This is a genomic window from Pseudomonas sp. LFM046 (assembly GCF_000949385.2).
In the GTDB taxonomy this organism is placed as follows: domain Bacteria; phylum Pseudomonadota; class Gammaproteobacteria; order Pseudomonadales; family Pseudomonadaceae; genus Metapseudomonas.
Map to the genome: position 1 here is coordinate 4,243,283 of NZ_JYKO02000001.1, position 26,147 is coordinate 4,269,429.

23 protein-coding genes and 1 tRNA gene are annotated in these 26,147 nt (G+C 65.9%); 14 read left to right on the forward strand and 10 right to left on the reverse strand.

Annotation, left to right across the window (positions count from 1 at the left end; genetic code table 11):
• Window positions 1–7: 7 nt before the first annotated feature.
• Complete coding sequence (locus TQ98_RS19510) at window positions 8–1,495, reverse strand: aldehyde dehydrogenase family protein (protein ID WP_044870545.1); 1,488 nt, start codon at window positions 1,493–1,495, stop codon at window positions 8–10.
• A gap of 253 nt (window positions 1,496–1,748) precedes the next feature.
• Here TQ98_RS19510 and TQ98_RS19515 point away from each other — a divergent pair, with 253 nt between their 5' ends.
• From TQ98_RS19515 to TQ98_RS19540, 6 genes are all read left to right on the forward strand, one after another.
• Entirely contained in the window at window positions 1,749–2,468 is a 720-nt protein-coding gene (locus tag TQ98_RS19515; protein ID WP_044870546.1) for a phosphatase PAP2 family protein, read from the forward strand.
• A 103-nt stretch (window positions 2,469–2,571) separates the two neighbouring features.
• Window positions 2,572–3,909: an aspartate aminotransferase family protein gene (locus tag TQ98_RS19520; RefSeq protein WP_044870547.1), complete on the forward strand. Its 1,338-nt coding sequence runs from the start codon at window positions 2,572–2,574 to the stop codon at window positions 3,907–3,909.
• A 51-nt stretch (window positions 3,910–3,960) separates the two neighbouring features.
• On the forward strand, window positions 3,961–4,617 hold the full coding sequence (locus tag TQ98_RS19525; protein WP_044870694.1) for a LuxR C-terminal-related transcriptional regulator: 657 nt from the start codon (window positions 3,961–3,963) through the stop codon (window positions 4,615–4,617).
• 179 nt (window positions 4,618–4,796) lie between these two features.
• Window positions 4,797–5,612 carry a molybdenum cofactor biosynthesis F family protein gene (locus tag TQ98_RS19530; protein WP_044870548.1) on the forward strand — a complete coding sequence of 272 codons (816 nt, stop codon included), beginning with the start codon at window positions 4,797–4,799 and terminating at the stop codon, window positions 5,610–5,612.
• Complete coding sequence (locus TQ98_RS19535; RefSeq protein ID WP_044870549.1) at window positions 5,609–6,391, forward strand: SDR family oxidoreductase; 783 nt, start codon at window positions 5,609–5,611, stop codon at window positions 6,389–6,391. Before TQ98_RS19530 ends, TQ98_RS19535 begins: the two co-directional genes overlap by 4 nt.
• A 106-nt stretch (window positions 6,392–6,497) precedes the next feature.
• Window positions 6,498–7,745: an MFS transporter gene (locus TQ98_RS19540; RefSeq protein ID WP_044870550.1), complete on the forward strand. Its 1,248-nt coding sequence runs from the start codon at window positions 6,498–6,500 to the stop codon at window positions 7,743–7,745.
• Window positions 7,746–7,787: 42 nt separating this feature from the next.
• Here the strand turns inward: TQ98_RS19540 and TQ98_RS19545 are convergent, their stop codons facing one another.
• The 5 genes from TQ98_RS19545 to hpaA form a co-directional block, all read right to left on the reverse strand.
• Window positions 7,788–8,999, reverse strand: coding sequence for a Bcr/CflA family multidrug efflux MFS transporter (locus tag TQ98_RS19545; RefSeq protein ID WP_044870551.1), 1,212 nt, complete (start codon window positions 8,997–8,999; stop codon window positions 7,788–7,790).
• Between the two features lie 52 nt (window positions 9,000–9,051).
• Complete coding sequence (locus TQ98_RS19550) at window positions 9,052–10,374, reverse strand: TRAP transporter large permease (RefSeq protein ID WP_044870552.1); 1,323 nt, start codon at window positions 10,372–10,374, stop codon at window positions 9,052–9,054.
• On the reverse strand, window positions 10,371–10,901 hold the full coding sequence (locus TQ98_RS19555; RefSeq protein WP_044870553.1) for a TRAP transporter small permease: 531 nt from the start codon (window positions 10,899–10,901) through the stop codon (window positions 10,371–10,373). The genes TQ98_RS19550 and TQ98_RS19555 overlap by 4 nt, the downstream gene beginning before the upstream one ends.
• A 6-nt stretch (window positions 10,902–10,907) precedes the next feature.
• The gene (locus TQ98_RS19560) at window positions 10,908–11,930 is read right to left on the reverse strand and encodes a TRAP transporter substrate-binding protein (RefSeq protein WP_044870554.1); all 1,023 of its coding nucleotides are present in this window, start codon (window positions 11,928–11,930) and stop codon (window positions 10,908–10,910) included.
• 243 nt (window positions 11,931–12,173) lie between these two features.
• Window positions 12,174–13,091: a 4-hydroxyphenylacetate catabolism regulatory protein HpaA gene (gene hpaA, locus TQ98_RS19565; RefSeq protein WP_044870555.1), complete on the reverse strand. Its 918-nt coding sequence runs from the start codon at window positions 13,089–13,091 to the stop codon at window positions 12,174–12,176.
• A gap of 169 nt (window positions 13,092–13,260) precedes the next feature.
• Here hpaA and TQ98_RS19570 point away from each other — a divergent pair, with 169 nt between their 5' ends.
• The 7 genes from TQ98_RS19570 to hpaI all read left to right on the forward strand — a co-directional run bounded on the left by TQ98_RS19570 (window position 13,261) and on the right by hpaI (window position 19,360).
• Complete coding sequence (locus tag TQ98_RS19570; RefSeq protein WP_044870556.1) at window positions 13,261–13,920, forward strand: fumarylacetoacetate hydrolase family protein; 660 nt, start codon at window positions 13,261–13,263, stop codon at window positions 13,918–13,920.
• 10 nt (window positions 13,921–13,930) lie between these two features.
• The gene (locus TQ98_RS19575; protein WP_044870557.1) at window positions 13,931–14,719 is read left to right on the forward strand and encodes a fumarylacetoacetate hydrolase family protein; all 789 of its coding nucleotides are present in this window, start codon (window positions 13,931–13,933) and stop codon (window positions 14,717–14,719) included.
• 5 nt (window positions 14,720–14,724) lie between these two features.
• A complete protein-coding gene (gene hpaE / locus TQ98_RS19580; protein ID WP_103103161.1) occupies window positions 14,725–16,185 on the forward strand; it encodes a 5-carboxymethyl-2-hydroxymuconate semialdehyde dehydrogenase in 1,461 nt (486 codons plus the stop codon).
• Window positions 16,186–16,293: 108 nt separating this feature from the next.
• Window positions 16,294–17,217, forward strand: coding sequence for a 3,4-dihydroxyphenylacetate 2,3-dioxygenase (gene hpaD, locus TQ98_RS19585; RefSeq protein ID WP_044870558.1), 924 nt, complete (start codon window positions 16,294–16,296; stop codon window positions 17,215–17,217).
• A gap of 11 nt (window positions 17,218–17,228) precedes the next feature.
• The gene (locus TQ98_RS19590) at window positions 17,229–17,639 is read left to right on the forward strand and encodes a 5-carboxymethyl-2-hydroxymuconate Delta-isomerase (protein ID WP_044870559.1); all 411 of its coding nucleotides are present in this window, start codon (window positions 17,229–17,231) and stop codon (window positions 17,637–17,639) included.
• A 7-nt stretch (window positions 17,640–17,646) separates the two neighbouring features.
• Window positions 17,647–18,450, forward strand: a complete 804-nt coding sequence (gene hpaH / locus TQ98_RS19595) for a 2-oxo-hept-4-ene-1,7-dioate hydratase (protein ID WP_044870560.1) — start codon at window positions 17,647–17,649, stop codon at window positions 18,448–18,450.
• Window positions 18,451–18,556: 106 nt separating this feature from the next.
• Window positions 18,557–19,360, forward strand: coding sequence for a 4-hydroxy-2-oxoheptanedioate aldolase (gene hpaI / locus TQ98_RS19600; protein WP_044870561.1), 804 nt, complete (start codon window positions 18,557–18,559; stop codon window positions 19,358–19,360).
• A 375-nt stretch (window positions 19,361–19,735) separates the two neighbouring features.
• Here hpaI and TQ98_RS19605 read toward each other — a convergent pair.
• The 3 genes from TQ98_RS19605 to TQ98_RS19615 all read right to left on the reverse strand — a co-directional run bounded on the left by TQ98_RS19605 (window position 19,736) and on the right by TQ98_RS19615 (window position 24,546).
• Window positions 19,736–19,812 (reverse strand) — tRNA-Arg (locus TQ98_RS19605).
• A 106-nt stretch (window positions 19,813–19,918) separates the two neighbouring features.
• Window positions 19,919–20,971 carry a Glu/Leu/Phe/Val dehydrogenase dimerization domain-containing protein gene (locus tag TQ98_RS19610; RefSeq protein ID WP_044870562.1) on the reverse strand — a complete coding sequence of 351 codons (1,053 nt, stop codon included), beginning with the start codon at window positions 20,969–20,971 and terminating at the stop codon, window positions 19,919–19,921.
• A 107-nt stretch (window positions 20,972–21,078) separates the two neighbouring features.
• Entirely contained in the window at window positions 21,079–24,546 is a 3,468-nt protein-coding gene (locus TQ98_RS19615; RefSeq protein ID WP_044870563.1) for an indolepyruvate ferredoxin oxidoreductase family protein, read from the reverse strand.
• A gap of 200 nt (window positions 24,547–24,746) precedes the next feature.
• Between TQ98_RS19615 and TQ98_RS19620 the strand changes: the two genes are divergently transcribed.
• On the forward strand, window positions 24,747–25,214 hold the full coding sequence (locus TQ98_RS19620) for an Lrp/AsnC family transcriptional regulator (protein WP_044870564.1): 468 nt from the start codon (window positions 24,747–24,749) through the stop codon (window positions 25,212–25,214).
• A 3-nt stretch (window positions 25,215–25,217) separates the two neighbouring features.
• On the opposite strand, the gene phnN is transcribed toward TQ98_RS19620, so the two are convergent.
• Window positions 25,218–25,802 (reverse strand): phosphonate metabolism protein/1,5-bisphosphokinase (PRPP-forming) PhnN, encoded by a 585-nt coding sequence (gene phnN, locus TQ98_RS19625; RefSeq protein ID WP_044870565.1) that lies wholly within the window; start codon window positions 25,800–25,802, stop codon window positions 25,218–25,220.
• Window positions 25,803–26,147: the final 345 nt, after the last annotated feature.

Genomic DNA, 26,147 nt, shown 5'->3' on the forward strand with positions numbered 1-26,147 from the left:
GCGTGGCTCAGTAGGCGATGCACACGGACTTGTTCTCGGTGAAGGCCTCGATGGCCGCATGGCCCATCTCGCGGCCGATGCCAGACTGCTTGAAGCCGCCAAAGGGCATCGAAGGGTCCAGCAGGTTGTGGGCGTTGACCCAGACGGTGCCGGCCTTCAGGCGCGGGATCAGCCCCATCACCTGCTTCAGGTCATTGGACCAGATGCTGGCGGCCAGGCCGTAGGGGCTGTCGTTGGCCAGGGCGACCACTTCATCGAGGTCGTCGAAGGCGGTGGCCACCAGCACCGGACCGAAGATTTCCTCGCGAACCACCTGCATCTCCGGACGCACATTGGCGATCACCGTCGGCTGGACGAAGAAGCCCCGTTCGCCGTACGCCTCGCCGCCGCAGATGACGCTGGCACCCTGGGCACGACCGCTGTCGATCATGCCCAGCACGCGACGCTGCTGCTTGGCGGAGATCAGCGGGTTGATCTGCGCGGACGGGTCCAGGCCCGGCCCGATGCTGAGCGAACTGGCGATGCCATGCAGGCGCTCCAGCACCTGGTCGAAGGACTTGCGCTGCACGTAGAGGCGCGAGCCTGCCGTGCACACCTGGCCCTGGTTGAAGAAGATCGCCCCGGCGGCACCGGCAGCGGCGTTGTCCAGGGCGGTGTCGTCGAGCACGATCACCGGCGATTTGCCGCCCAATTCCAGGGTGAAGCGGGTCATGTTCTCCACCGCCGCGTGACCGATCAGCTTGCCCACCGGGGTGGAGCCGGTGAAGGCGAGCTTGTCGATCCCCGGATGCGCCGCCAGGGCCGCACCGGCCTCGGCGCCCACACCGGTGACGATGTTCACCACACCCGCCGGAATGCCCGCCTCCAGGCACAGCCGGCCCAGGCGCAGGGCGGTGAGCGGGGTCTCGTCGGCGGGCTTGAGCACCACGGTGCAACCGCAGGCCAGGGCCGGCACGATCTTCCACAGCGCCATCATCAGCGGGAAGTTCCAGGGCACGATGGCGCCCACGACACCCACCGGTTCCGGCACCGTGTAGGCGCGGTACTTGCCGCCGGGAATGGCGCCAATCGAGACATCCAGGCTCTTGCCTTCGATCTTGGTGGCCCAGCCGGCCATGTAGCGCACGTACTCGACGCTGGCGCCCACCTCGATGGCGCGCGACAGGTTGATCGACTTGCCGTTGTTCAGGGTTTCCAGTTGCGCCAGCTCTTCGCCGTGGGCCTCCAGCAGATCGGCCAGTTTCAGCAGCAGGCGCTCGCGGTCTGCCGGACGCTGTTGCGCCCAGCTGCCCTCGAAGGCGCGGCGCGCGGCACCCACTGCCAGGTCGACATCCTGCGCGGCGGCAACGGCGACCCGCGCCAGCGCCTCGCCCGTGGCGGGGTTGAACACCGGCATCTCGGCGCCGGACAGCGCCGGGCGCGCTTCCCCGTCGATCAGCAGGCCGTGGCGGGCCTGGACGAAGGCCGCCACGCGGGGGTCAAGGGCAATGCTCATCTCGATTCCTCTTCTCGCTCGGCCACCGGGGCGGCCGGGTATCTCGGATAGTCGAATGGCACTCTGCGGCAAACCCCGCGGCCGCTCTTGACCCTCCCTGCCGGGAGATTTGCCACTGGCTGCCAGGGCACGGCCGGCAGAGACAACCCACCGGGCAGGGACAGACAAGCGTCGCCTCCGCCTTTGACGGACAAGGACAGTCGAGATGGCCGGAACCACCGTCTCGTCCCTTCCCACAATAAGGACCGTTGCCATGCAAAAGCCCCCACGCGCCCTGTTGTTCGGCCTCGCCCTGCTCCTTCCCGCGCTGGCCGTCCAGGCCGAACCGGCCACCCCCTACCCGCCCTACCTCGCCGAAGCCCGGCTCCAGTTGGCCGACTACCTGCCCCCGCCCCCTGCTGCCGATTCGCCTGCGGCCCGAGCCGACCTCCAGGCCGTGCTCGACGCCCAGGCCGCGCGCAGTACCGCACAGGTGAGAAAGGTGCAGGCTGACGACCAGTGGGAAGACGGTGTCTTCCCCTTCGCCGCCGACCTGCTCGGCAAGAACTTCGCGGCAGAGCGGCTACCGCTGACCCGCGCCTTCTTCCGCCGCGCCCAGGAAGACCTGGTGCAGGTGCTGATGCCTGCCAAGCAGCACTTCGACCGGCCCCGCCCCTATGAGGCCGACGCCAGGGTGAAGCCCGTGCTGCCGCCGCCGGAAGGCGATTCCTACCCCAGCGGCCACAGCATGAACGCCTACCTCAATGCCACCCTGCTGGGCATGGCGGTGCCGGAACGACACGCCGAGTTGTTCGAACGCGCACAGGAACATGCCGCGAGCCGGGTGATCGCCGGCGTGCATTACCCCAGCGACCTGGAAGGCGGGCAGCTCGCCGCCGCAGCCCTGGTAGCGAACCTGCTGACGGACCCACAGGCCGCCGCCGACTTCACGCGGGTGCGCCAGGAAATCCGCGCGGAACTGGAGCGCAACTAGGCAGGGCCAGGCAACCGGCCTGGCACGGACAGACAAGACGCCCCCGGCCGGTTGCGGCACAAATGCCACACAGCCGCACCGCTGCACGACAGGAGAATTCATTGTGAGCACCAAAGACACCGCCTTCTGGCACCCCATGCTGCACCCCAACGAGATGAAGCAGCGCGAACCCATCCGCATCCTCCGTGGTGAGGGCTGCTTCGTCTTCGATGACAAGGGCAATCGCCTGGTGGACGGCGTGGCGGGCCTGTGGAACGTCAACGTCGGCCACGGCCGCAAGGAGATCAAGGCCGCCATCACCGCCCAGCTGGACGAGCTGGAATACTTCCAGCTGTTCGACGGCATCAGCCACCCGCGCGCCGAGGAACTGGCCGCCAAGGTGATTGGCATGCTGGAACCCGAAGGCATGCGCCGCGTGGCCTTCAGCTCCGGCGGCTCCGACGCCGTGGAAACCGCGCTGAAGCTCGCCCGCCAGTACTGGAAGCTGCAGGGCCAGGCCGACCGCACCAAGTTCATCTCCCTGCGCCAGGGCTACCACGGCACCCACTTCGGCGGCGCTTCGGTGAACGGCAACACGGTGTTCCGCCGCAACTACGAGCCGCTGCTGCCCGGTTGCTTCCACGTCGACACGCCCTGGCTCTACCGCAACCCCTACAGCCAGGACCCGGAAGAACTGGGGCAGATCTGCGCCGACATCCTCGAGCGGGAAATCCAGTTCCAGAGCCCGGACACCGTGGCCGCCTTCATCGCCGAGCCGATCCAGGGCGCGGGTGGTGTGATCGTGCCGCCGGCCAACTACTGGCCGCTGATCCGCAAGGTCTGCGACAAGTACGGCGTGCTGCTGATCGCCGATGAAATCGTCACCGGCTTCGGCCGTTCCGGCGCCATGTTCGGCAGCCGCCTGTGGGGCGTGAAGCCGGACATCATGTGCCTGGCCAAGGGCATCTCCTCGGGCTACATCCCGCTGGGCGCCACCGTGGTCAACGAGCGCATCGAGCAGGCCTTCGCGGGCAATGGCGACTTCACCGGCGCCATCATGCATGGCTACACCTACTCCGGGCATCCGGTGGCCTGCGCCGCGGCCCTGGCCAACCTGGATATCGTCGAGCAGGAAAACCTGCCGGCCAACGCCGCCAAGCAGGGCGACTACCTGCTCAGCAGCCTCGCCTCCTTCCCCGAACGCTTCGCCGCTGTCGGCGAGGTGCGCGGCAAGGGTCTGATGGTGGCGCTGGACCTGGTGAGCGACAAGGCCAGCCGCGACCCCATCGACCCCATGGGCGGCTACGCCAACCGCGTCGCCGAGATCGCCCGCGCCAACGGTGTGATGGTGCGCCCGGTGGGCACCAAGATCATCCTTTCGCCGCCGCTGGTAATCGAGAAGGAGCAGATCGACACCATCGTCAATGCCCTTGCGATAGGTTTCCAGGAAGCCCATCTGTAACCCTTCGGAGCGCGGCCCATGCCGCGCTCCTCCGTTTTCGGGAGCAGCGCCATGCACAACGACTTCGGCCTGCACTGCCTGCACGCCTTCAGCCGGGTTGTCCCGGCCTCCTGCTTCGCCTTCTACCGGGTCGACCCACACCTGCGCGCCCGCGACTTCCAGCTCCTGCGCATGGACGCCCGGACCCACCGCGACTACCTCGACCACTACCGCGACTTCGACCCGCTGCAGCCCGCCCTTTGCCGCGACGAACGCCGCGCCGTGGTGTCACTGCGGGAAGCCATGGCACGCCAGGCCGACAATTCGCGGCGTATCTACCAGGGCTTCCTGGTCCGCCATGGAATCCGCGATGTGGTGGAAGTGATCGCCCATGATCGCCAGCGGCCGGTGGCGGGCGTCTCCCTGCTGCGTCTGGGCAGCCAGACGCCCTTCGATGCCGATGAACTGCAGCGCCTGGATGGCCTGCGCGGCCTGCTCGACCTCGCCGTGCGCCAGCTGCCGGACGCGCCAGCGGAGAAGGATCGGCTGACCGGTTTCACCCCTCGGGAACAGGAAATCGCCCTGCTCCTGCGCGAAGGCCTGTCCAACAAGGACCTCGCCCGGCAGCTCGATATGGGGCTGGCCACGGTGAAGACCCACCTTATCCACCTGTTCCGCAAGACCGGTGCACGCAGCCGGACCGAACTGGTGAGGAAGCTCTTCCCCTAGGATGGGGCGGGTGGTGTTCCGCGAGCTGAGCGAAACCTATCAATCACCGTGTCAGACCGATGGGTATCGCAAGCTCCACCCATCCTACGACCCGAACGTGCCACCTCCACCTTCCGGTTGATACCACCCCTCCCCCATCCAGCCGAGCATGGCGTCATCCCAACCCACGGAGATGAGCCATGACTACCCAACCCGAATGGATCACCGTCGGCGCCCTGGCCGACGGTTTCGCCCCGCAAGCCTTCATCCTGCCCAGCCTGGCGGACCTTGCCGGCCGCACCTTCACCCTGCACTTCGCCAACGGCTGGCGGATCGAGCACCGCTTCGGCGCCGAGCAGCTCGCCTGGTCATTGCAGGACGGCAGCGGCGGCGAGGCGTCCTACCGCGCCACCTCGGTGCGCGAGGGCCTGTACCTGGTGGACTTCCTCAAGCAGGAGAACGGCCGCACGGTCTCGGTAAGCCTGGTGCTGGATATCGCCAACGCCGCCTTCACCGCCGTGCTCGGGCGCATGCCCAGCGAGGCGGAATGCCGGGGCGACCTGTTCGGCAAGGCGCTCGCCGGTGGCGAGCTGACGTCGGTGAAGGCGGAATTCCTCCACGGCAGCCTCGACCGCCCCTGGCGCGAAGGCGCCTGCCCCCACGCGCCGAGCCTCGAACTGGTAGGCCTGCGCAACCTCTACCGCTACAGCCCCAGCGAGGTCTACGAGCACCTCTACCTCAACGAGAACTTCTATAGCTGGCAGTGCCTCAAGGGGGTCGAGCAGGGCCTGGCGGACACCGACCGCTGCCACACTTTGAAGATCGCCGAGTCGCTCTACCTCTTCGTCTGGCGGGAGAAGATCATCCCCACCCTCGGCGTGGTGCTGATCGACCTGCAGCACCATCGCAGCGACGGCAAGATCTGCGGCTATGCCGGCGGCGACTTCGGCCAGTTGTCGAACTTCCCGGTGAGTTCCCACTGCAGCGTGCTGAACCGCACGGAGTATCCGCTGTGAAGGGCCGCACCGTGCTCATCACCGGAGCCGGCAGTGGCATAGGCGCGGCCTGTGCGCAACGTCTCACCCACGACGGCGCGCAACTGGTGCTGGTGGGAAGGCGTCGCGAACCGCTGGAGGACGTGGCCGCCGGGACCGGCGGCCTGGTGCTCTGCGGGGATGCCGCCAGCAGCGCCGACTGGGCCCGCTTCATCCCGGCCATCCGCGAGCGCTTCGGTGGCCTCGACGGGGTGATCGCCAACGCCGGCGGCCATGGCCTGGGCAGCGCCACCGAAACTTCGGACGAGGACTGGCAGGCGGCAATGCGCGCCAACCTGGACAGCGCCTTCTACACCGCCCGCGCCTGCCTGCCGCTACTGGCACAGCGGCGCGGCGCCCTGGTGCTGATGGCCTCCATCGCCGCCCTGGCAGCCGGCGAAGGCGTTTGCGGCTACACCACCGCCAAGCACGCCCTCCTCGGCCTCACCCGCTCCCTGGCCCGGGACTTTGGCCCGCAGGGCGTGCGGGTGAACGCCGTCTGCCCGGGCTGGGTGCGCACACCCATGGCCGACGCCGAGATGCAGCCGTTGATGGAGCGTCATGGCGAAGATCTGGAGGCGGCCTATGCGCGGGTTACCGCCGAAGTGCCACTGCGCCGCCCCGCCAAGCCGGAGGAAATCGCCAGCGTCTGCCGCTTCCTGCTCTCGGACGAAGCCTCCATCATCACTGGCGCCAGCCTGGTGGCCGATGGCGGGTCGAGCATCGTGGACGTGCCGACCTTGGCGTTCGGGCGGGCCTAGCACTCTCCACTCGGCCCCGACGACGTGCCCAAAAAGCGGGCTTGGAGCAAGCGTCAATCACGTTAAGATATTAACTTTCTCTTTCCGCCAAGCTCGCAACTGCACGATGTCCGAACCCCGTCCCTGGCCCGCCGCCATCCGCGCCCTGCGCCACCGCAACTTCCGCCTGTACTTCGCCGGCCAGGCCATTTCCACCCTGGGCAGTTGGCTGCAGCAGGTGGCGCTGGCCTGGTTGATCTACCGCCTCACCGGCTCCGCGGCGCTGCTGGGCGTCACCACCTTTGCCTCATTGCTGCCGCAGTTGCTGGTAGGCCCGCTGGCCGGGGCCTGGATCGACCGCCACGACAAACGCCGCCTACTGATCGGCGTGCAGGGCCTGCTCGGCCTGCAGGCCGTGGTTCTGGCGGGGCTGACGGCGACCGGGCTGATCGGCCCGACGCTGATCGTCGCCATGGCCGCCCTGCTTGGCGTGCTCAACGCCTTCGACACACCGCTGCGCCAATCCCTGCTGAGCCAGTTCGTCAGCGGCAAGGAGGACCTGCCCAACGCCCTGGCGCTGAACGCGATGCTGTTCAACTGCTCGCGCTTCATCGGCCCGCCGCTGGCCGGCCTGCTGCTGGGTTTCACCAGCGAGGCCGCCTGCTTCGCCCTCAACGCCCTCTCCTATCTGGGCCTTGCCGCCGGGCTGCTGGTAATCCGCATGGCCCCCACGCCGCGCGCCCAGGGCTCCACCAGCGATGTGTTCCGCGAGGGCCTGCGCTACATCGCCGGCCGCCCGCCGATCCGCCTGATGATGACCAGCGTGCTGGTGGTCAACCTCACCGCCTCCAGCTACGCGGTGCTGCTGCCGGTGTTCGCCAAGGACATCTTCGCCGGCGACGCGCGCACCCTCGGTTGGCTCTGGGGCGCCGCCGGCCTGGGCTCGCTGCTGGGCACGGCATTTCTCGCCAATCGCCATGCCCTGCCGGGCCTGGTGAACAGCATCATGGCCTGCGCCCTGGCCGGCGGCGCCGGACTGCTGGCCTTCGCCGCCAGCGACGCACTGGCGCTGTCGCTGATGGCCATGGCCGTGCTCGGCTTCGCCATCACCAACTGCAACGTCGGCACCAACATCCTCTTGCAGAGCCTGGCGCCGGAACACCTGCGCGGCCGCGTGGTGGCGCTCTACACCTCGACGCGCTTCGGCTTCGACGCCATAGGGGGCCTGCTGGTCGGCATCCTCGCCGAACACTTCGGCGCCCCCATCGCCATGACTACAGCTGGCGTGCTGCTGCTCGCCTACTGCTTCTGGTTGCTGCCACGCCAGCGCTGGCTGGGCCGGGAGATCGCCGCGACAACGGAAGGTCCGCACTGATCCTGTCGTGCATTAGCCAGGGCAGTGTCTGTGAGGGCGAATTCATTCGGGAGCGGCAGCCACCACCCGCCGCGAGCGAACGGCCAGGCGTAGCGCGAGGAAGGAGCCTGCACCGCAGAGCGCGATGATCAGGCTCATGGGCATGGGCGAGCCGTCATGCAGCACGCCCACCAGGAAGCTGGCCAGGGCGCCGAGACCGAACTGCCCGGCCACCGCCAGGGCTGCGGCGGCGCCGGCACGTTGTGGGAAAAGCGCCATCAGGCTGGCGATGGCGTTGGCGCCGAGCATCCCGGTGACGCAGACAAACAGCAGCAGCGCCAGTGCAATGGCCGGCCAGCCGGACGCCGGCAAGCTAGCCGCCAGCAACAGCCCCAGTCCGGCCAGAGCCGACACTTGGGAACCCCGACGCAGCATGGCTTCGGGGCCTAGACGTCCCACCAGGCGGGCGTTGAGGAAAGTGGCGACTATCACCCCGGCGATATTGGCGCCGAACAGCAGCGCGTATTGCTGCGGGCTGAAGCCGAAATGCTCGATGAAGACGAAGGGCGAGCCGGTGATGTAGGCGAACATCCCGGCGAAGGACAGCTCCATGCACAGCATCAGACCCACCGCCCGTGGGTTGCCGAGGATCGCGAAATACGCGGCGAAGGCGCTGCCCAGGGAATGTCCGCGCGCCTCGCCACAGTGGGTTTCCGGCACCCGCAGCCAGACCGCCAGGCCGCACAGCGCGGCGAAGCCCTGCAGGCCGATGAAGATCGATCGCCAGCCGGCCAGTTCCATCAGGTAGCTGCCCAGCAGGGGCGCCACCAGCGTGGCGAGCATGGTCACCAGATGCATCAGCGACAGCACCCGCGCCGCCTGTTGCAAGGGGAAGAGGTCACGGACGATGGCCCGCGCCAATACCGAGGCAGCGGCGCCACCCAGGGCCTGAAGGCCACGCCACAGGAGCAGCTGGTCGGCACTGGCGGCCCACGAGCAGCCAACGCTGGCGACCACGTACAAGGCGATGCCGCCGAGCAGCAGGGGGCGACGGCCGAAGCGATCCGACAGCGGACCGTAGAACAACATGCCGATGCACAGCCCCACCAGGAACACGCTGATGCTGTGCTGCACCTGGGCATCGCTCGCCGCCAGCTCCCGCGCCAGCGCGGGCAGGCTGGGCAGGTACATGTCGATGGACAGGGGCGCAAAGGCCACCAGGGCAGCCAGAAGAATGATCAGGCCTCGGCCGGCCTGTGGGGCGTGCTGGGACATGGGGACTCCGCAACAGCAGGAAAGGCACGGGCCGCACGGCGGCCCGCGAAGATCAAAGGCTCAATAGCCAGAGGCACACGCCGGGGAACGCGACCAGCAGGACGATGCGCAGTAGGTCGGAGGCGAGGAACGGCAGCACGCCCTTGGCGGTTTCAAGGTAAGGCACGTCGCGCGCCACCTTGTTGACGATGAACAGGTTCATGCCCAGCGGCGGGTGGATAAGCCCGATCTCCACCACCATCAGCGCGAGGATGCCGAACCAGATGGACTTCTGGACTTCGGTGAGGCCATAGAAATCCAGCCCCATGATGACCGGGTAGAAGATCGGAATGGTCAGCAGGATCATCGCCAGGGAGTCCATCACGCAGCCCAGCAGCAGATACAGCAGCAGGATCGCGCAGAGCACCAGCATGGGCGCGAGTCCGCTCTGCTTGACCCATTCGGCCAGCTCGGTGGGCATCTGGGTCAGCGCCAGGCCCGAGTTGAGCAGGTCGGCGCCGAGCAACACGAGGAAGATCATCGCGGAGGTTTCAGCCGTGCCCAGCAGGCTGAGGCGCAATCCAGCTCCGCGCATGCCTCCCTGGAAGAACGCCAGCAGGCCGCACGCCGCCGCGCCGATGGAAGCAGCCTCGGTGGGGTTGGCCCAACCGCCGTAGATGCCGACGATCACCACCAGGAACACTCCCAGTACCGGCAGTACCTGAAGGAACGCCTTGAAACGCTCGGCGGCGCTGGCCGGTTCGCTGCGGGTGTGGCCCTCCGGCTCCCGCGACACCATCAGGCGTACGACGATCAGATAGCCCACCGCCGCCAGCAGGCCCGGCACCACGGCGGCGACGAACAGCTTGGCGATGGATTCCTGGGTCAGCACCGCATAGATGATCAACGGCACCGACGGCGGGATGAGGATGCCCAGGGTGCCGCCCGCCGCCACGGTGGCGGTAGCCAGGCGCCCGGAATAGTTGTGCCGGCGCAGCTCCGGCAGCGCCACCTGGCTCATGGTGGCGGAAGTGGCCAGCGACGAACCGCATATGGCCCCGAAGCCGGCACAGGCGCCGATGGCGGACATGCCGATTCCGCCGCGCAGGTGGCCGACGAAGGCTGCGGCGCAACGGAAAATCGCCCTGGACAGGCCGCCATGGGTGGCGAACTGCCCCATCAGCACGAACAGCGGAATCACCGCCAGGTCGTAGTTGGAGAGGCGTGACCAGGCCAGGTTGTTGAGGCTGAACAGCAGCGCGGAGAAGTCGCCATCGTTCACCGCGAGGAAGCACAGGGCGCCACCCACCATCATGGTCAGGCCGATGTGCACGCGCAGCACCAGCAGGGTGAAGGTGACGGCCAGTGCCAGCAGGCCGAGACTGAGACCGCTCATGGACGTTGCTCCCGGAAAAAGCATTGGCAGGTTCGGGCTCCGGCGGTGACCGCCAGCAGCAGGAGGCTCGGGACGATGCCCAGCAGCGGTATCCACAGCGGCACCGAGAGCAGCGTGGAGACTTCGCCGTATTCATGGCTTTCCAGCACCTGCAAGCCGGTTCGCCAGGCCAGTACCAGCGCAATCAGCAGGCATAGGAAGTGGGCAGCGGCATCCAGCCAGGCCTGGACCCGTACCGGCAATTTCAGGGTGAAGGCGTCCACCTTGATGTGCTGGCCGCGCAGTTCGCAGAGCGGCAGGAACGCCGCGATGGCGACCGCCGCGCCGATTTCCATGATTTCGATATCACCCTGGATGGGCGTAGCGAACAGCTTGCGGCCGATGATGGAGACCATGGACATGGCCACCAGAGCCAGCAGGATGCAGCCGCCACCCAGGGCGAAACCCTGGGCGGTACGCTGCAGTGCGCGGCTGGCCAGGCCAGCCCCCTCGGCGGGGGAAGACTCGAAGGACAAGGACTCGTTCATGATCGATCACCGGGCGTTACTGGAGAGCGACCGGGCGCCTTCGAGCAGCGCCTTGCCGTCGAGCCCTTTTTCCGTGACGGCAGCAGCCCAGGCATCGGCCACCGGCGCGGCGGCCTGGCGCATGGCGCCATAGGCGCTTTCGTCGATGGCGACGATCTGTTCGGAGGGCGTGCGGGTGCGGGCGTCGTCCAGGGCCTTGTCCCAAGCGGTGGCAAAGCGCTGGTTCAAGACCGGGCCGCTGTTGCGTTCGATGATGGCGCGCAGGTCCTCGGGCAGGCTGTTGAACTTGCGCTCGTTCATCAGCATCGCCAGCACGGTGTAGGAGAAGGCCGGCTGGCCGGTGGGAGTGGCCGAGTGGTGATCGGTGACCTCGTCCAGCTTCGTCGGCGGCACCACTTCCCAGGAGGCCAGCGCACCATCCACCACCCCCTTGGAGATGGATTCGGTCATCTGCGCCGGCGGCATGCTCACCGGGGTGGCACCGAGGGTCTTCACCAGACTTGCAGCGGTACGGCTGGACACCCGCAACTTGAGGTTCTTCAGGTCGTCCAGGGTCGCCACGCCCTTGCCACGTGTGTGGATATCCATGCCGCCATCACCGTGCACCGACAGCACCTTGTAGCCCTTGAAGTCGTCCCGGGCGTACTGCTCGTAGTACTGCCAGATGATCGGGTTACTGGCCTTCGCCCCGGCCGGCAGCATGAACGGCAACTCCATGGCCTCCATGCGCGGGAACTTGCCCGCCGAATACGCGGGCGCAGTCCAGACGATGTCGGCGACGCCATTGCGCGCCATGTCTGCCAGCTTGGCCGGGGTCCCGCCCAGTTGCATCGAGGGGTAGAACTGGCACTTCAGGCGGCCGGCGGACTCGCTGGTGAGCTGCTGGCACCAGGGTTCGATGATGTTGCGCTGGGCATTGGAGTTGGCCGGCAGGAAGTGCGCGACCTTGAGGGTGTAGCTCTGCTCCGCGAGCGCCGTGGACGCTGAACAGGCAGCGGCGAAGAGGATGGCAAGCCTGGAGATCTTCATTGGAGTGGGCCTCGTTGTTCTTGTAGTTGCGGGTTGAGCAATCGGGCGACAGTCGATTCGTTAACATATTCAGAATATCATTAACAAATTAACGTTTTGCCCGTGACTGTCAACCGTGGACAACTGCAATGACCCGCTCCGGTTACCCAGCTCAAAGAAAAAACTCAAAGAATCAATAAATTGCGATCGACGAAGGACAGCCGGTCGGGAAATCCGGCCTGGCAGAGAGAGACAAGACAGCAGTCAGCGCCAGGAGTCTTCCTTGTCCGCCGCCCGGCGCTGGCGATATTCCCCGGGGGACATGCCCGCATTACGCGCGAAGAAGCGGCTGAAATAGGCTGGGTCCTTGAAGCCCAGCAAGTAGCAGATCTCGTTGGATGAGCTGCCGGTGAACAGCAGCAGGCGCTTGGCCTCCTGCATCACCCGGTCGTGGATCAGGCGCTTGGACGGCAGATCGGCGATGCGTCGGCAGATGTCGTTCAGCCGCGCCTCGGTCACGCCCATCTGGCTGGCGTACTGGCCGAGGGACCAATGCTCGCGGTAGTGGGCCTCGATCAGTCCGTTGAAGCGGTGGAACACCTGCAGGTCCTCATGGCGCGCCGGCTGCGCCTTGAGGGAGCGGGCGGAAAGCCGCAACAGGCTGATGAAGATCAGCCGGGTCAGGGCCGAGAGCGCCGCCTCGCGTCCTGGCCGCTGGGCACCGAACTCGCTGCGCAGCTGGTCGAACAGCAGGTCCAGGCGCTGCACCTCGTCGCGGTACTCCTCCCCCAGCTCGGAAAAGGCCACACACACCGGCGCAATCTGCGCTCCATCGGCCAATCCCTGCTCGGCTTCGAGCAAGGGCCAGACCAGTTGCTGACGCACGGTGAGCACATGACCGTCGGCGTCCTGCTCGGTGACGAAGGCATGGGGAATGGTGGGCGGGGTGAGGAAGAACAGCGGCCCCTCCTGACGGTATTGCTGCTCGTCGAGGTAGACCCGCACCGCTCCGCTCTTCACGTAATGGACCTGAAAAAAGCGGTCGTGGCGGTGCACCGGCATGTTGCGACCGAAGAAATCCGCCAGCTTGCCGAGGGCCTCGTAGTGCACTTCGGCATCGGCGTAACGCTGGTCGTAGACCTGTCCGATGTTGATGTTGGGAATGGGTTGGCGCTCTGCCATGGCGACCTTTCTCCGCTGCCTTCGCACACCTTCGATGACGAAAGGCGAAGGCGCAAGGCTTGACGATCATTAACATGTTAAATATAAAATTAACACATTAACGAAATCCTCGTTGCGGGTGGTGCCCCTGCCACGGCCCACCCGCTTTTTTCTGCCACAGGAGACGACCATGCGCCCTGCACTCGACCACGTCGCCACCGGCACCCTGTTCGGCATTGCGCTGAACTACCGGGGCCTGCTGGAGAGCCGTCTGGAGGAATTCCAGCAGCCGCCCTACCAGAAGCCGCCGGTCAAGCCGGTGCTGTTCATCAAGACCCCGAACACCCGAAATGGCCACGGCCAGCCAGTGGTCTACCCGCAAGGCGTGGAGCGCCTGCAACCGGGCCCGGCCCTCGGCGTGGTGATCGGCAAGAGCGCCAGCCGCGTACGCGCTGAGGATGCCCTGGCACATGTGGCCGGCTACGTGATCGTCAACGAATTCAGCCTGCCGGAAGAGAGCTACTACCGCCCGGCGGTCAAGGCCAAGTGCCGCGACGGCTTCTGCCCCATTGGCCCGGAATTTGTCCCTGCCGCCAATGTGCAGGACCCGCACGCGCTGACTCTCAAGCTCTTCGTCAACGGCGAACTGCGCCAGGAGAACAGCACCGCCAACCTGGTGCGTGGCATCCCCCAACTGATCGAGGAGATCAGCGAATTCATGACCCTGCATGAGGGCGACGTGCTGATCACCGGCACCCCGGAAGGCCGTGTCGACGTGCAACCGGGCGATGTCGTGGAAGTGGAAATCACCGGCCTCGGCCGCCTCGCCAACACCGTGGTCGCGGAATAAGGAGCCCGAGATGAAACACGCACGTATCCGCTACCAGGGCGGCATCCACGCCGTGACCGTGGAAGCCGGCAATGCCGTCCGCCTCGCCGATGGCCGTCTGCTGGCCGAAGACCAGGTCGAGTGGCTGCCGCCGGCCACCGGCAGCATGTTCGCCCTGGGGCTGAACTACGCCGACCACGCCGCCGAGCTGGCCTTCAAGGCACCCACCGAGCCGCTGGCCTTCATCAAGTCGCCGGGCGCCTACACCGGCCACAACCAGGTCACCTGGCGCCCCGACAACGTCGCCTACATGCACTACGAGTGCGAGCTGGTGGCGGTGATCGGCAAGCCGGCGCGCAACGTGAAGCGCGAAGACGCCCTCGCCTACCTGGCCGGCTACACGGTCTGCAACGACTACGCGATCCGCGACTACCTGGAGAACTACTACCGGCCCAACCTGCGGGTGAAGAACCGCGACGCCACCACCCCGGTCGGCCCCTGGATCGTCGACGCCGCTGACGTGCCCGACCCGATGAAGTTGAAGCTGCGCACCTGGGTGAACGGCGAGCTGAAGCAGGAAGGCACCACCGCAGACATGATCTTCGACATCCCCTGCCTGATCGAATACTTCTCCAGCTTCATGACCCTGCAGCCGGGCGACATGATCGCCACCGGCACGCCGGAGGGCCTGGCCGACGTGGTGCCGGGCGATGAAGTGGTGGTGGAAGTCGAAGGCGTGGGCCGCCTGGTCAACCGAATCGTCAGCGAAGCCGATTTCTTCGAAAGCAAGGGCTTCGCCCGCAAGCAACAAGAGGCATGAGCAGCATGATCAAGCACTGGATCAACGGCCAGGAAGTCGAAAGCAAAGAGACGTTCGTCAACTACAACCCGGCCACCATGGACGCCATCGGTGAGGTCGCCAGCGGTGGCGCCGAGGAAATCGCCGCCGCCGTGGCCGCGGCCAAGGACGCCTTCCCCAAGTGGGCCAACACTCCGGCCAAGGAACGCGCGAAGCTGATGCGCAAGCTGGGTGAGCTGATCGACCAGAACGTGCCGCACCTGGCCGAGCTGGAAACCCTGGACACCGGCCTGCCGATCCACCAGACGAAGAATGTGCTGATCCCCCGCGCCTCGCACAACTTCGAGTTCTTCGCCGAGGTTTGCACCCGCATGGACGGCCACAGCTACCCGGTGGACGACCAGATGCTCAACTACACCCTGTACCAGCCGGTGGGCGTGTGTGGCCTGGTTTCCCCGTGGAACGTGCCCTTCATGACCGCCACCTGGAAGACCGCGCCCTGCCTGGCCCTGGGCAACACCGCAGTACTGAAGATGAGCGAGCTGTCGCCGCTGACCGCCAACGAACTGGGTCGCCTGGCCCTGGAAGCCGGTATCCCGAAAGGCGTGCTGAACGTGGTGCAGGGTTACGGCGCCACCGCTGGTGACGCCCTCGTCCGTCACCCGGACGTGCGCGCGATTTCCTTCACCGGCGGCACCGCCACCGGCCGCAAGATCATGCAGACCGCCGGCCTGAAGAAGTACTCCATGGAACTGGGCGGCAAGTCGCCGGTGCTGATCTTCGACGACGCCGACCTCGACCGCGCCCTCGACGCCGCGCTGTTCACCATCTTCTCGCTGAACGGCGAGCGCTGCACCGCCGGCAGCCGGATCTTCATCCAGGAATCGGTGTACGACCAATTCGTCGCCGAATTCGCCGCCCGCGCCAAACGCCTGATCGTCGGTGATCCGCAGGACCCGAAGACCCAGGTCGGTTCGATGATCACCCAAGCGCACTACGACAAGGTCACCGGCTACATCCGCATCGGCATCGAGGAAGGCGCCACCCTGCTGGCCGGCGGTCTGGAGCGCCCGGCCAACCTCCCGGCGCACCTGTCCAAAGGGCAATTCATCCAGCCCACGGTGTTCGCCGATGTGGATAACCGCATGCGCATCGCCCAGGAAGAAATCTTCGGCCCGGTGGTCTGCCTGATGAAGTTCAAGGACGAAGCCGAGGCGCTGCAACTCGCCAACGATACCGAGTACGGCCTGGCCTCCTACATCTGGACCCAGGACATCGGCAAGGCCCACCGCCTGGCCCGTGGCATCGAAGCCGGCATGGTCTTCATCAACAGCCAGAACGTGCGCGACCTGCGCCAGCCGTTCGGCGGCGTGAAGGGCTCAGGCACCGGCCGCGAGGGCGGCGAGTACAGCTTCGAGGTGTTCGCCGAAATCAAGAACGTGTGCATTTCCATGGGCAGCCACCACATCCCGCGTTGGGGCCTGTGAGATAACTGCTAATCCATAAAGAGGGGAGTCCGACTCCCCTCCCCGTGCCGGCGTGCAACCGACCGAACAACAAGTTCCCTGGAGGGGAACGACACGAGGAGAACCGTCATGGGCAAACTTGCTCTGGCTGCCAAGATCACCCACGTTCCGTCCATGTACCTGTCCGAGCTGCCGGGCCCGCGCCAGGGCTTCCGTCAGGCTGCCATCGATGGGCACATTGAAATCGGCCGCCGCTGCCGCGAGCTGAACGTCGACACCATCGTCGTGTTCGACACCCACTGGCTGGTCAACGCCAACTACCACGTCAACTGCGGCCCTCATTTCCAGGGTCTGTACACCAGCAACGAACTGCCGCACTTCATCAGCAACATGGAGTACGAGTTCCCCGGCAACCCCGAACTGGGTCGCCTGCTGGCCGAGGTATGCAACCGCTACGGCGTGGAAACCATGGCCCACGACGCGACGACGCTGGCCCCGGAATACGGCACCCTGGTGCCCATGCGCTACATGAACGCCGACCAGCACTTCAAGGTGATCTCGGTCTCGGCGCTGTGCACCTCCCACTACCTGAACGACAGCGCCCGCCTCGGCTGGGCCATGCGCAAGGCCGTGGAAGAACACTACGACGGCACGGTCGCCTTCCTCGCCAGCGGATCGCTGTCCCACCGTTTCGCGCAGAACGGCCAGGCGCCAGAGTTCGCCACAAAAGTCTGGAGCCCCTTCCTGGAACTCCTCGATAACCGGGTCGTGCAGATGTGGGAAGACGGTGAGTGGGAGGACTTCTGCGCCATGCTCCCGGAGTACGCGGTGAAGGGCCACGGCGAAGGATTCATGCACGACACCGCGATGCTGCTGGGCGCCCTGGGCTGGTCGAAGTACGACGGCAAGGCCGAGGTCGTCACGCCCTACTTCGGCTCGTCCGGCACTGGCCAGATCAACGCCGTTTTCCCGGTCACCCCGCAGGACGGTTCCGCCATTCCCGCCGCCCAGGCCTCCAACCCGGCCGGCGTCGTCTCCACCAGCCGCCTGTAAGGAGCCGCGAAATGCCCCATCTGGTCCTGCTCTACAGCCCCGACCTGGAACGCGAGGCGGACATCGGCGGCCTGTGCCGTGCCCTCGCCGACTGCATGCTGGAACAGCGCGACGAGACCGGCCGCCAGGTGTTCCCCACCGGCGGCACCCGCGTGCTGGCCTACCCGGCGGCCCATGCCGCCGTGGCTGACGGCAAGGGTGATTACGGTTTTCTCTACGCCAACCTGCGCATGGGCGCCGGACGCAGCCCGGCGGTGCACCAGCAGGTGGGCGACGCGCTGCTGACGGTCTTGCGCGGCTACCTCGACGGCCTGCTGGAGCAACGCCCCATCGGCATCACCCTGCAGATCGACGAAAGCCCCGGCCAGGTCTTCGATGCCAAGCACAGCAGCCTGCACCCCCTGTTCACCAAGAATTCCTGAGGTCTCCATGCTCGACGCCAGCATCATCCAGCAAGCCGCCGCCCGCCTCGACGCCGCCGAGCGTTCCCGCGAGCAGGTGCGCCAGTTCTCCCTGGACTATCCGTCCATCGGCATCGAAGACGCCTACGCCATCCAGCGCGCCTGGGTGGCCCAGAAGATCAAAGACGGCCGCAAGCTGGTGGGCCACAAGATCGGCCTCACCTCCCGCGCCATGCAGGTATCCTCCAACATCACCGAACCGGACTACGGTGCGCTGCTGGACGACATGCTGTTCGACGAAGGCAGTGACATCCCCTTCGAGCGCTTCATCGTCCCCCGCGTGGAAGTGGAGCTGGCCTTCATCCTCGGCAAGCCGCTGCGCGGCCCCAACTGCACGATCTTCGACGTGCTGGACGCCACCGAGTGGGTGATCCCGGCGCTGGAGATCATCGACGCGCGCATCCAGCAGGTGGACCCGGACACCAAGGTCACCCGCAAGGTCTTCGACACCATCTCCGACAATGCCGCCAACGCCGGTGTGGTAATGGGCGGACGCGCCGTGCGTCCCACCGAGATCGACCTGCGTCGCGTGCCGGCGATTCTCTACCGCAATGGCGTGATCGAGGAATCCGGCGTCTCCGCCGCCGTGCTCAACCACCCCGCCAAGGGCGTGGCCTGGCTGGCCAACAAGCTGGCGCCCTACGACGTCACCCTGGAAGCCGGCCAGATCATTCTCGGCGGCTCCTTCACCCGTCCGGTGGCGGCCAACCCTGGCGACACCTTCCACGTCGATTACGACCAGTTGGGCTCCATCGCCTGCCGGTTCGTCTGAGCCCGGTTTCGACCTTCACCCGACCCTTGTAGGAGCGAGCTTGCTCGCGAAGCTCTTCGCCAGCAGAGCTGGCTCCTACGTCCGGTGTATTCCCAGGAGTCCCCCCATGGACCTGCCCATCAATACCTTCAAGGCCCGCCTGCACTCCGGTCAGCCGCAGATCGGCCTCTGGCTCGGCCTTGCCGATGCCTATTGCGCGGAACTGGCGGCCAACGCCGGCTTCGACTGGCTGCTGCTCGACGGCGAGCACGCGCCCAACGACCTGCGCACCCTTCTGGCCCAATTGCAGGCCATTGCGCCCTACCCGTCCCAGCCGATCATCCGCCCACCCGTTGGTGATGCGGTGCTGATCAAGCAACTGCTGGACATCGGCGCCCAGACCTTGCTGGTGCCCATGGTGGAATCCGCCGACCAGGCCGCCGAGCTGGTGCGCGCCATGCGCTACCCGCCCTTCGGCATCCGTGGCGTCGGCAGCGCCCTGGCCCGCGCCTCGCGCTGGAACAGCATCCCCGGCTACCTCGACCAGGCTGACGAGCAGATGTGCCTGCTGGTGCAGATCGAGAACCTCGAAGGCCTCGCCAACCTGGACGTGATCGCTGCCGTGGAAGGTGTCGACGGCGTGTTCATCGGCCCAGCCGACCTCTCCGCCGCCATGGGCCATCGCGGCAATCCTGGCCATCCGGAAGTTCAGGCCGCCATCGAAGACGCGATCCTGCGCATCCGCCGGGCCGGCAAGGCCGCTGGCATCCTCTCCGCCGACCAGGCCTTGGCCCGTCGCTACATCGAACTGGGTGCCGCCTTCGTCGCGGTTGGGGTGGATACCACGGTGCTGATGCGCGGACTGCAGAGCCTGGCAGGTGCGTTCAATGGCACGGCTGCTCCGGTGAGTGGGGGTGGTGGGGTGTATTGATTGGCTCTGGAATCAAGGAAAGCCGGCTCAGATTGCCGGCTTTTGAACTCGAACCTCAGACCCTGTAATTCGGCAGTTTTTTGCGCACAGCCATCGTGGCTAATGGGCCAAGCCTGCTCTGGTTAATGCAAACCAGCGGTTGCTTCTGGCCGCGGCTGTGTAAATACGTGTTGAGCACCGAGCACTGATCGCGTCCCTGACGCGTCAGCCCCTTTCAAGGCAACAAATCAAAATTTGAGCCTGGTCCTCATAGCAGTCGCCAAGCGTAGCCAAAAGGAAGAAAGAAAAGAGGATAGAAGCAGGACGATTGCACCCGTTCTGCACCCACGGGGAACCAAGCTGAATAACGGGATAGGCTGGAAAGCGCATGAAATATGGCGTCCCAGAGTGGGTTCGAACCACCAACCTTCCCCTTAGGAGGGGGATGCTCTATCCAATTGAGCTACTGGGACGCGGCGGACTCACCAGGCCGGTGAGTCGCGAGGACGGGCGGCATGTTAGCGGCGTCTGCGTGATTTGTCATGCCTCGCGGGACCGGTGTCCCGCGAGGCGACGTCCTCAGCGTCCGAAGCGCTCTTCGGCCAGGAGGTCGGCCACCGCGGTGGTGGTGCGACCTTCGCTGTCAGCACGCACGAAGATCTCCCGCAGGGTCTCGCCGATGCCTTCGACATGCTTGCGCAGGGCATCTTCAGTGCCGCCGCTGCGCTCGTACCAGACGTCGATGATGCCGCCGGCGTTGATGGCGTAGTCCGGCGCGTAGAGGGTGCCGCGACGACGCAGTTCCTCGGCCAGGCCGGCGTCGGCCAGTTGGTTGTTGGCAGCGCCGGCGATGATCGGCGCACGCAGGGCCTCAAGGGTCTGCGGATTGATGATGCCGCCCAGAGCGCAGGGGGCGAAGACGTCGACGTCCAGACCGTAGATCTCGTTCTGCCCCACCACCTGGGCGCCCAGTTGTTCGGCGGCGCGGCGGGCGTTGGGTTCGTGGATGTCGCAAACCCAGAGCTGGGCGCCTGCGTCCTTGAGGTGTTTGGCGAGGCTGAAACCCACTTCGCCGACGCCCTGGATGGCCACCTTCAGGCCAGTCAGGTCGTCACGACCGAGGCGATGCTTCACCGCCACGCGAATGCCGACGAAGGTGCCATAGGCCGTGGACGGCGAAGGGTTGCCGTCACGCACGCCGCCGCCCAGGGCTTCGCGGGTGCCGGCGCCGGCCACGTAGCGGCTGCGCTCGGCCATGATGCGCATTTCGGTGACGCCGGTGCCGGAGTCGGCAGCGGTGATGTAGCGGCCACCCAGGCTGTCGACGAAATCGCCCATGGCCTGGAACAGCGCTTCGCTCTTGTCGCGATGCGGGTCGCCGATGATCACGGCCTTGCCACCACCCAGCGGCAGGTTGGCCAGGGCGGACTTGTAGGTCATGCCACGGGACAGGCGCAGCACGTCGCGCAGGGCCTGTTCGTCATTCAGGTAGGGCCACATGCGGCAGCCGCCCAGGGCCGGGCCGAGGTTGCTGTTGTGGATGGCGATGACGGCCTTGAGGCCGGAGGCCTTGTCGTGGCCGAAGACCACTTGCTCGTGATGATCGAACTCGACGTGGGTGAAGACGGACATGGAGGTTCCTCGATTCGGTATTGGCGTGTTTCAAAGCGAAGAGCGCCCTCTCCCCCGGCCCCTCTCCCGCAAGCGGGAGAGGGGGGAGGTTCAGGGCAGGATTGAGGTCAGGCGGCCGGGTCGAACAGGTGCAGGACCTGGATCTCGCTGGCGGTGAGGCGGGTACGGAGCTGCTTCTCCTGCTCGCGGACCTTGGCCAGGGCGCGTTCCTTCACCGGGCCGTAGCCACGGATCTGTTCCGGCAGCTGGGCCAGGGCGACGGCGGTGGCGTAGTTGCTCGGCTTCAGCTCCTTGATCAACTGGTCCACCAGGGCTTCGTACTCGCCAATCAGCTGGCGTTCGAGCTTGCGCTCTTCGCTGTAGCCGAAGACGTCGAAGGCACTGCCACGGAGGAACTTGAAGCGGGCCAGCACGCCGAAGGCCTTGAGCATCCAGGGACCAAAGCGACGCTTGCGCGGCTCGCCGGTAACCGGGTCGGGCTTGGCCAGCCAGGACGGCGCCAGGTGGAATTCCAGGTGGTAGTCACCCTCGAACTGGGCTTCCAGTTGCTTGCGGAACGTGTCGTCGCTGTAGAGGCGAGCCACTTCGTACTCGTCCTTGTAGGCCAGCAGCTTGGCGTAGTAGCGGGCGACCGTGCGGGTCAGGGCCTTGTCCTCGCCGCTGTCAGCCTGGCGTACGCGCTCCACCAGGGCGCGGTAGCGCTCGGCGTAGGCGGCGTCCTGGTAGGCACGCAGATGGTCGGCGCGGTACTGGACGATCTCTTCAAGGGTTTCGCAACGCGGCGCTTCCACTTCGGCGGGCTTGGCGAGTTTTTCCACCGCCGCCAGGTCGTGGGCAGCGCGGCGCCCCCAGAGGAACGCCTGCTGGTTGAGGGTCACGGAAACGCCGTTGAGCTCGACGGCTTTTTCGATGGCTTCGGCGGAGATGGGCACCAGGCCCTTCTGGTAGGCGTAGCCGAGCATGAAGAGGTTGGTGGCGATGCTGTCACCCAGCAGGCGGGTGGCCAGGCGGGTAGCATCGACGAAGTGGGTCTTGGCCTCACCCACCGCTTCCACCAGGGCTTCGCGCATGGCGGCGCCGGGAACCTGGGCATCGGGGTTGCGGGTGAACTCGGCGGTCGCCGCTTCATGGCTGTTGACCACGGCATGGGCGATGCGGTCGTTGAGCTTGGCGAGGGCTTCCTCGCTGGCGGTCACCACCAGGTCGCAGCCCAGCAGCAGGTCGGTTTCACCGGCGGCGATGCGCACGGCGTAGATGTCGTCCTGCTTGGCGGCGATGCGGATGTGGGTAATCACCGGACCGAACTTCTGCGCCAGACCGGCCTGGTCGAGCACAGTGCAGCCCTTGCCTTCGATGTGGGCGGCCATGCCCAGCAGCGCGCCTACAGTGGTCACGCCGCTGCCACCGACGCCCGGCAGGAGGATGTTCCAGGGGCGGTCCAGGCTGGGCTGGCGCGGCTCCGGCAGGGCCACGAAGAGTGCCTTGGCACCCGCGGCCTCCGGCTTGCGCAGGCTGCCACCGTGTACGGTGACGAAGCTCGGGCAGAAACCTTCGACGCAAGAGAAGTCCTTGTTGCAGGCGTTCTGGTCGATCTGGCGCTTGCGCCCCAGTTCAGTTTCCAGCGGCAGCACGGACAGGCAGTTGGATTTCACGCTGCAATCGCCGCAACCCTCGCACACGGCCGGGTTGATGAAGGCGCGCTTGGCCGGGTCCACCAGCTTGCCGCGCTTGCGGCGACGGCGCTTCTCGGTGGCGCAGGTCTGATCGTAGATCAGCACCGACACGCCCTTGAACTCGCGCAGATCGCGCTGCACGGCATCCAGTTCGCGGCGGTGGTGGAAGGTGACGATAGGCGCGAAGGTGTCGCGGGTCGGGTACTTCTCCGGCTCGTCGGTGACCAGGGCGATGCGCTTCACGCCTTCGGCGAAGACTTGCTGGCTGAGCTGGTCGACACGCAGTTCGCCGTCGATGGGCTGGCCGCCAGTCATGGCCACGGCGTCGTTGTAGAGAATCTTGTACGTGATGTTGACCCCGGCGGCGACGGCGGCGCGCAGGGCCAGTTGGCCGGAGTGGAAGTAGGTGCCGTCACCGAGGTTCTGGAAGATGTGCGGGGTGTCGGTGAAGGGGGCCTGGCCGATCCAGGTGGCGCCCTCCCCGCCCATCTGGGTGTAGGTGTCGGTGTTGCGGTCCATCCACTGGGTCATGTAGTGGCAACCGATACCGCCCTGGGCACGGCTGCCTTCCGGCAGCTTGGTGGAGGTGTTGTGCGGGCAGCCGGAGCAGAAGTGCGGGGTGCGCACAGTCGTGTGCTTGGGGGCGGCCAGGGCTTTTTCCTTGGCGGCGAGGAAGGCCAGGCGGGATTCGATCTGTTCGCTGGAGTAGATCGGCGCCAGGCGCTTGGCGATGACGCGGGCGATCATGGCCGGGGTCAGCTCGCTGAGGTTGGGCAGCAGGGAGGTGCCTTCTTCGTCGAACTCGCCCACCACGCGCGGGCGCTTATCCACAGGCCAGTTGTAGAGCTGGCCGGTGACCTGGTCTTCGATGACGCTGCGCTTTTCTTCCACCACCAGGATTTCGTCCAGGCCTTCGGCGAATTCGTGGACGGAGATGGGCTCCAGCGGCCAGCTCATGCCGACCTTGAGCACCCTCAGACCGACCTTGGCGCAGAGTTCCTCGTCCAGGCCGAGGTCGTTCAGCGCCTGGCGTACGTCGAGGTAGGACTTGCCGGTGGTAATGATGCCGAGGCGCGGGCTGGGCGAATCCAGCATCACCTGATTGAGGTTGTTGGCACGGGCGAAGGCGCGGGCGGCGTAGATCTTGTACATGTTCAGGCGCTTTTCCTGCGCCAGGGGCGGGTCCGGCCAGCGGATGTGCACGCCGTCTTCCGGCAGGACGAAGTCTTCCGGGATCTTCACGTCGATTCGCAGCGGGTCCACGTCCACCACGGCGGAGGAGTCGACGTTCTCGGCGATGGTCTTGAGGGCGACCCAGCAACCGCTGTAGCGCGACAGCTCCCAGCCGATGATGCCGTAGTCGAGGATTTCCTGGACGTTGGCCGGGTTCAGCACCGGGATGGAGGCGCCGATGAAGGCGTGCTCGCTCTGGTTGGCGATGCTGGAGGATTTGCAGCCGTGGTCGTCACCGGCCAGCAGCAGGACACCGCCATGGGCCGAAACGCCGGCGGAGTTGCCGTGCTTGAAGACGTCGCCGCAGCGGTCCACGCCCGGGCCCTTGCCGTACCACATGGAGAACACGCCGTCGTAGCGGGCGCCGGGGAACAGGCTGGTCTGCTGGCTGCCCCAGCAGGCGGTGGCGGCCAGTTCTTCGTTGACGCCCGGCTGGAAGTGGATGTGGTTTTCCTTGAGGAAGGACTTGGCTTCCCAGAGGCTCTTGTCGAGGTTGCCCAGCGGCGAACCCCGGTAGCCGGAGATGAAGCAGGCGGTGTTCAGGCCGTGGGCCTTGTCCCGCTGGCGCTGCAGCATCGGCAGGCGGGTGAGTGCCTGGGTGCCGGTGAGGTAGAGGTGACCGGTTGCGAGGCGGTATTTGTCATCCAGGCGGATCTCGGCCAGAGACATGCGGGCGCTCCTGTTGTTTTTATGGCGACCTTGATGGCAAGGGTAGCTGCCATCTCTTGTTCAGCCCGCCGCAGGATCGCTGCGTCGGACGCGTGGCAAGACTGTGACTGATCGGTGCCGATTTTTTCTTTCTATTTTTGGGCTACGGCGTCAGACTTGCGCATGATCTTTCCAACAAAAACAAATTTTCGGATTGATTCATGCAAAACCCTCTGAGCCCCATCGACCGCAAGATCCTCCGTCTGCTGCAGCACAACGCCGACCTGTCCGCCGCCGAAGTGGCAGAAAAGGTGGAGTTGTCGCAATCGCCCTGCTGGCGGCGAATCCACCGCATGCAGGAGGAAGGCCTGATCGAACGCAAGGTGGCCCTGCTCAATCCGAGGCTGCTGGGCTTCTCCATCACGGTGTTCGTCAACATCAAGCTATCGGCCCACGGGCGCAACAACCTCACCGAGTTCGAGGACGCCATCGTCGGCTACCCGGAGGTGCAGGAGTGCTACACCATGGCCGGTGGATCGGACTACTTGCTGAAGGTGGTGGCGCGGGATATCGCCAGCTACGAGCGCTTCCTGCGGGACCATCTGCTGCAACGGCCCCACGTGCTGGAGGCGCACTCGAACATTGCCATGAGCGAGGTCAAGCGCACCACGGAGCTGCCGCTGGACTGAAGATCAGGCGGAGTCAGACCACGCAATGGGGCGGTGGTCTTCGATGAGCTGCAGCAGGCGCTGGCAGGTCTGCTGAAGAGAGCCGGAGTTGTCCAGCAGACAGAGGTCGGGATTTTCGCCGGCCAGCAGGGTGTCGGCGAAACCGGCATTGCGCGCCAGGCGGGCTTCGATTTCTTCTGCCGATTCGCGGCCACGGGCATGCAAGCGCTGTCGCAGGACTCCGTCCTCAACCGTGAGCAGCACGGCCAGCAGGTGCGGATAGCGCCGACGGGCTTCCGGCAGGTAGCCACGGGAGCCATTCACCAGCACGTCGTCGCCTGCATTCAGCCAGTCGTCGATCACCTTGGGGATGCCATAGGACAGTCCGTTGGCGTACCAGCTCATGGCAAAGTCCCCCCGCGCCTCGCTCTGGGCGAACGCCTCAGGGGTCACGGATTCGGCCGACTCACCCCTGGCCTCGGCGGAACGGGTGATGACCCGCCGGACCACGCGGCAGCCCTGCCCTGCCAGGGTTTCTCGAGCGGCGTCGAGCAGGCTGTCCTTGCCGGAACCGGAGGGACCTATGAGGTAGATGAGCCTGCCTTTCATCTGTGCACCTGGGCGAGTTGGGGTCATGCGAAGGGGAGATCAGGTCTGACGCGGAAAGTCTGAACGGGTTTCATGACGGCGCAAAGGATTCTTTCGCGCAAAGCGTGGTCAGACTTCAGCGGCTACCATTTAACATGATGGCCATACAGCATCATGGTGCCGCCATTGGCCAGGAACTCAACAGGAGATCCACGTCGATCAGGGTGGCGTGACGACACTGTGCCAAGACAAACCGGGCCAGCTAGCACGCCAGATAGGGACGAATTGTTCAGCCACTCGCAATTCGGACAATTGGTGCTGGCCAAGAGCCTCTATATTGATCACAATGTGACACCAATTTGACGT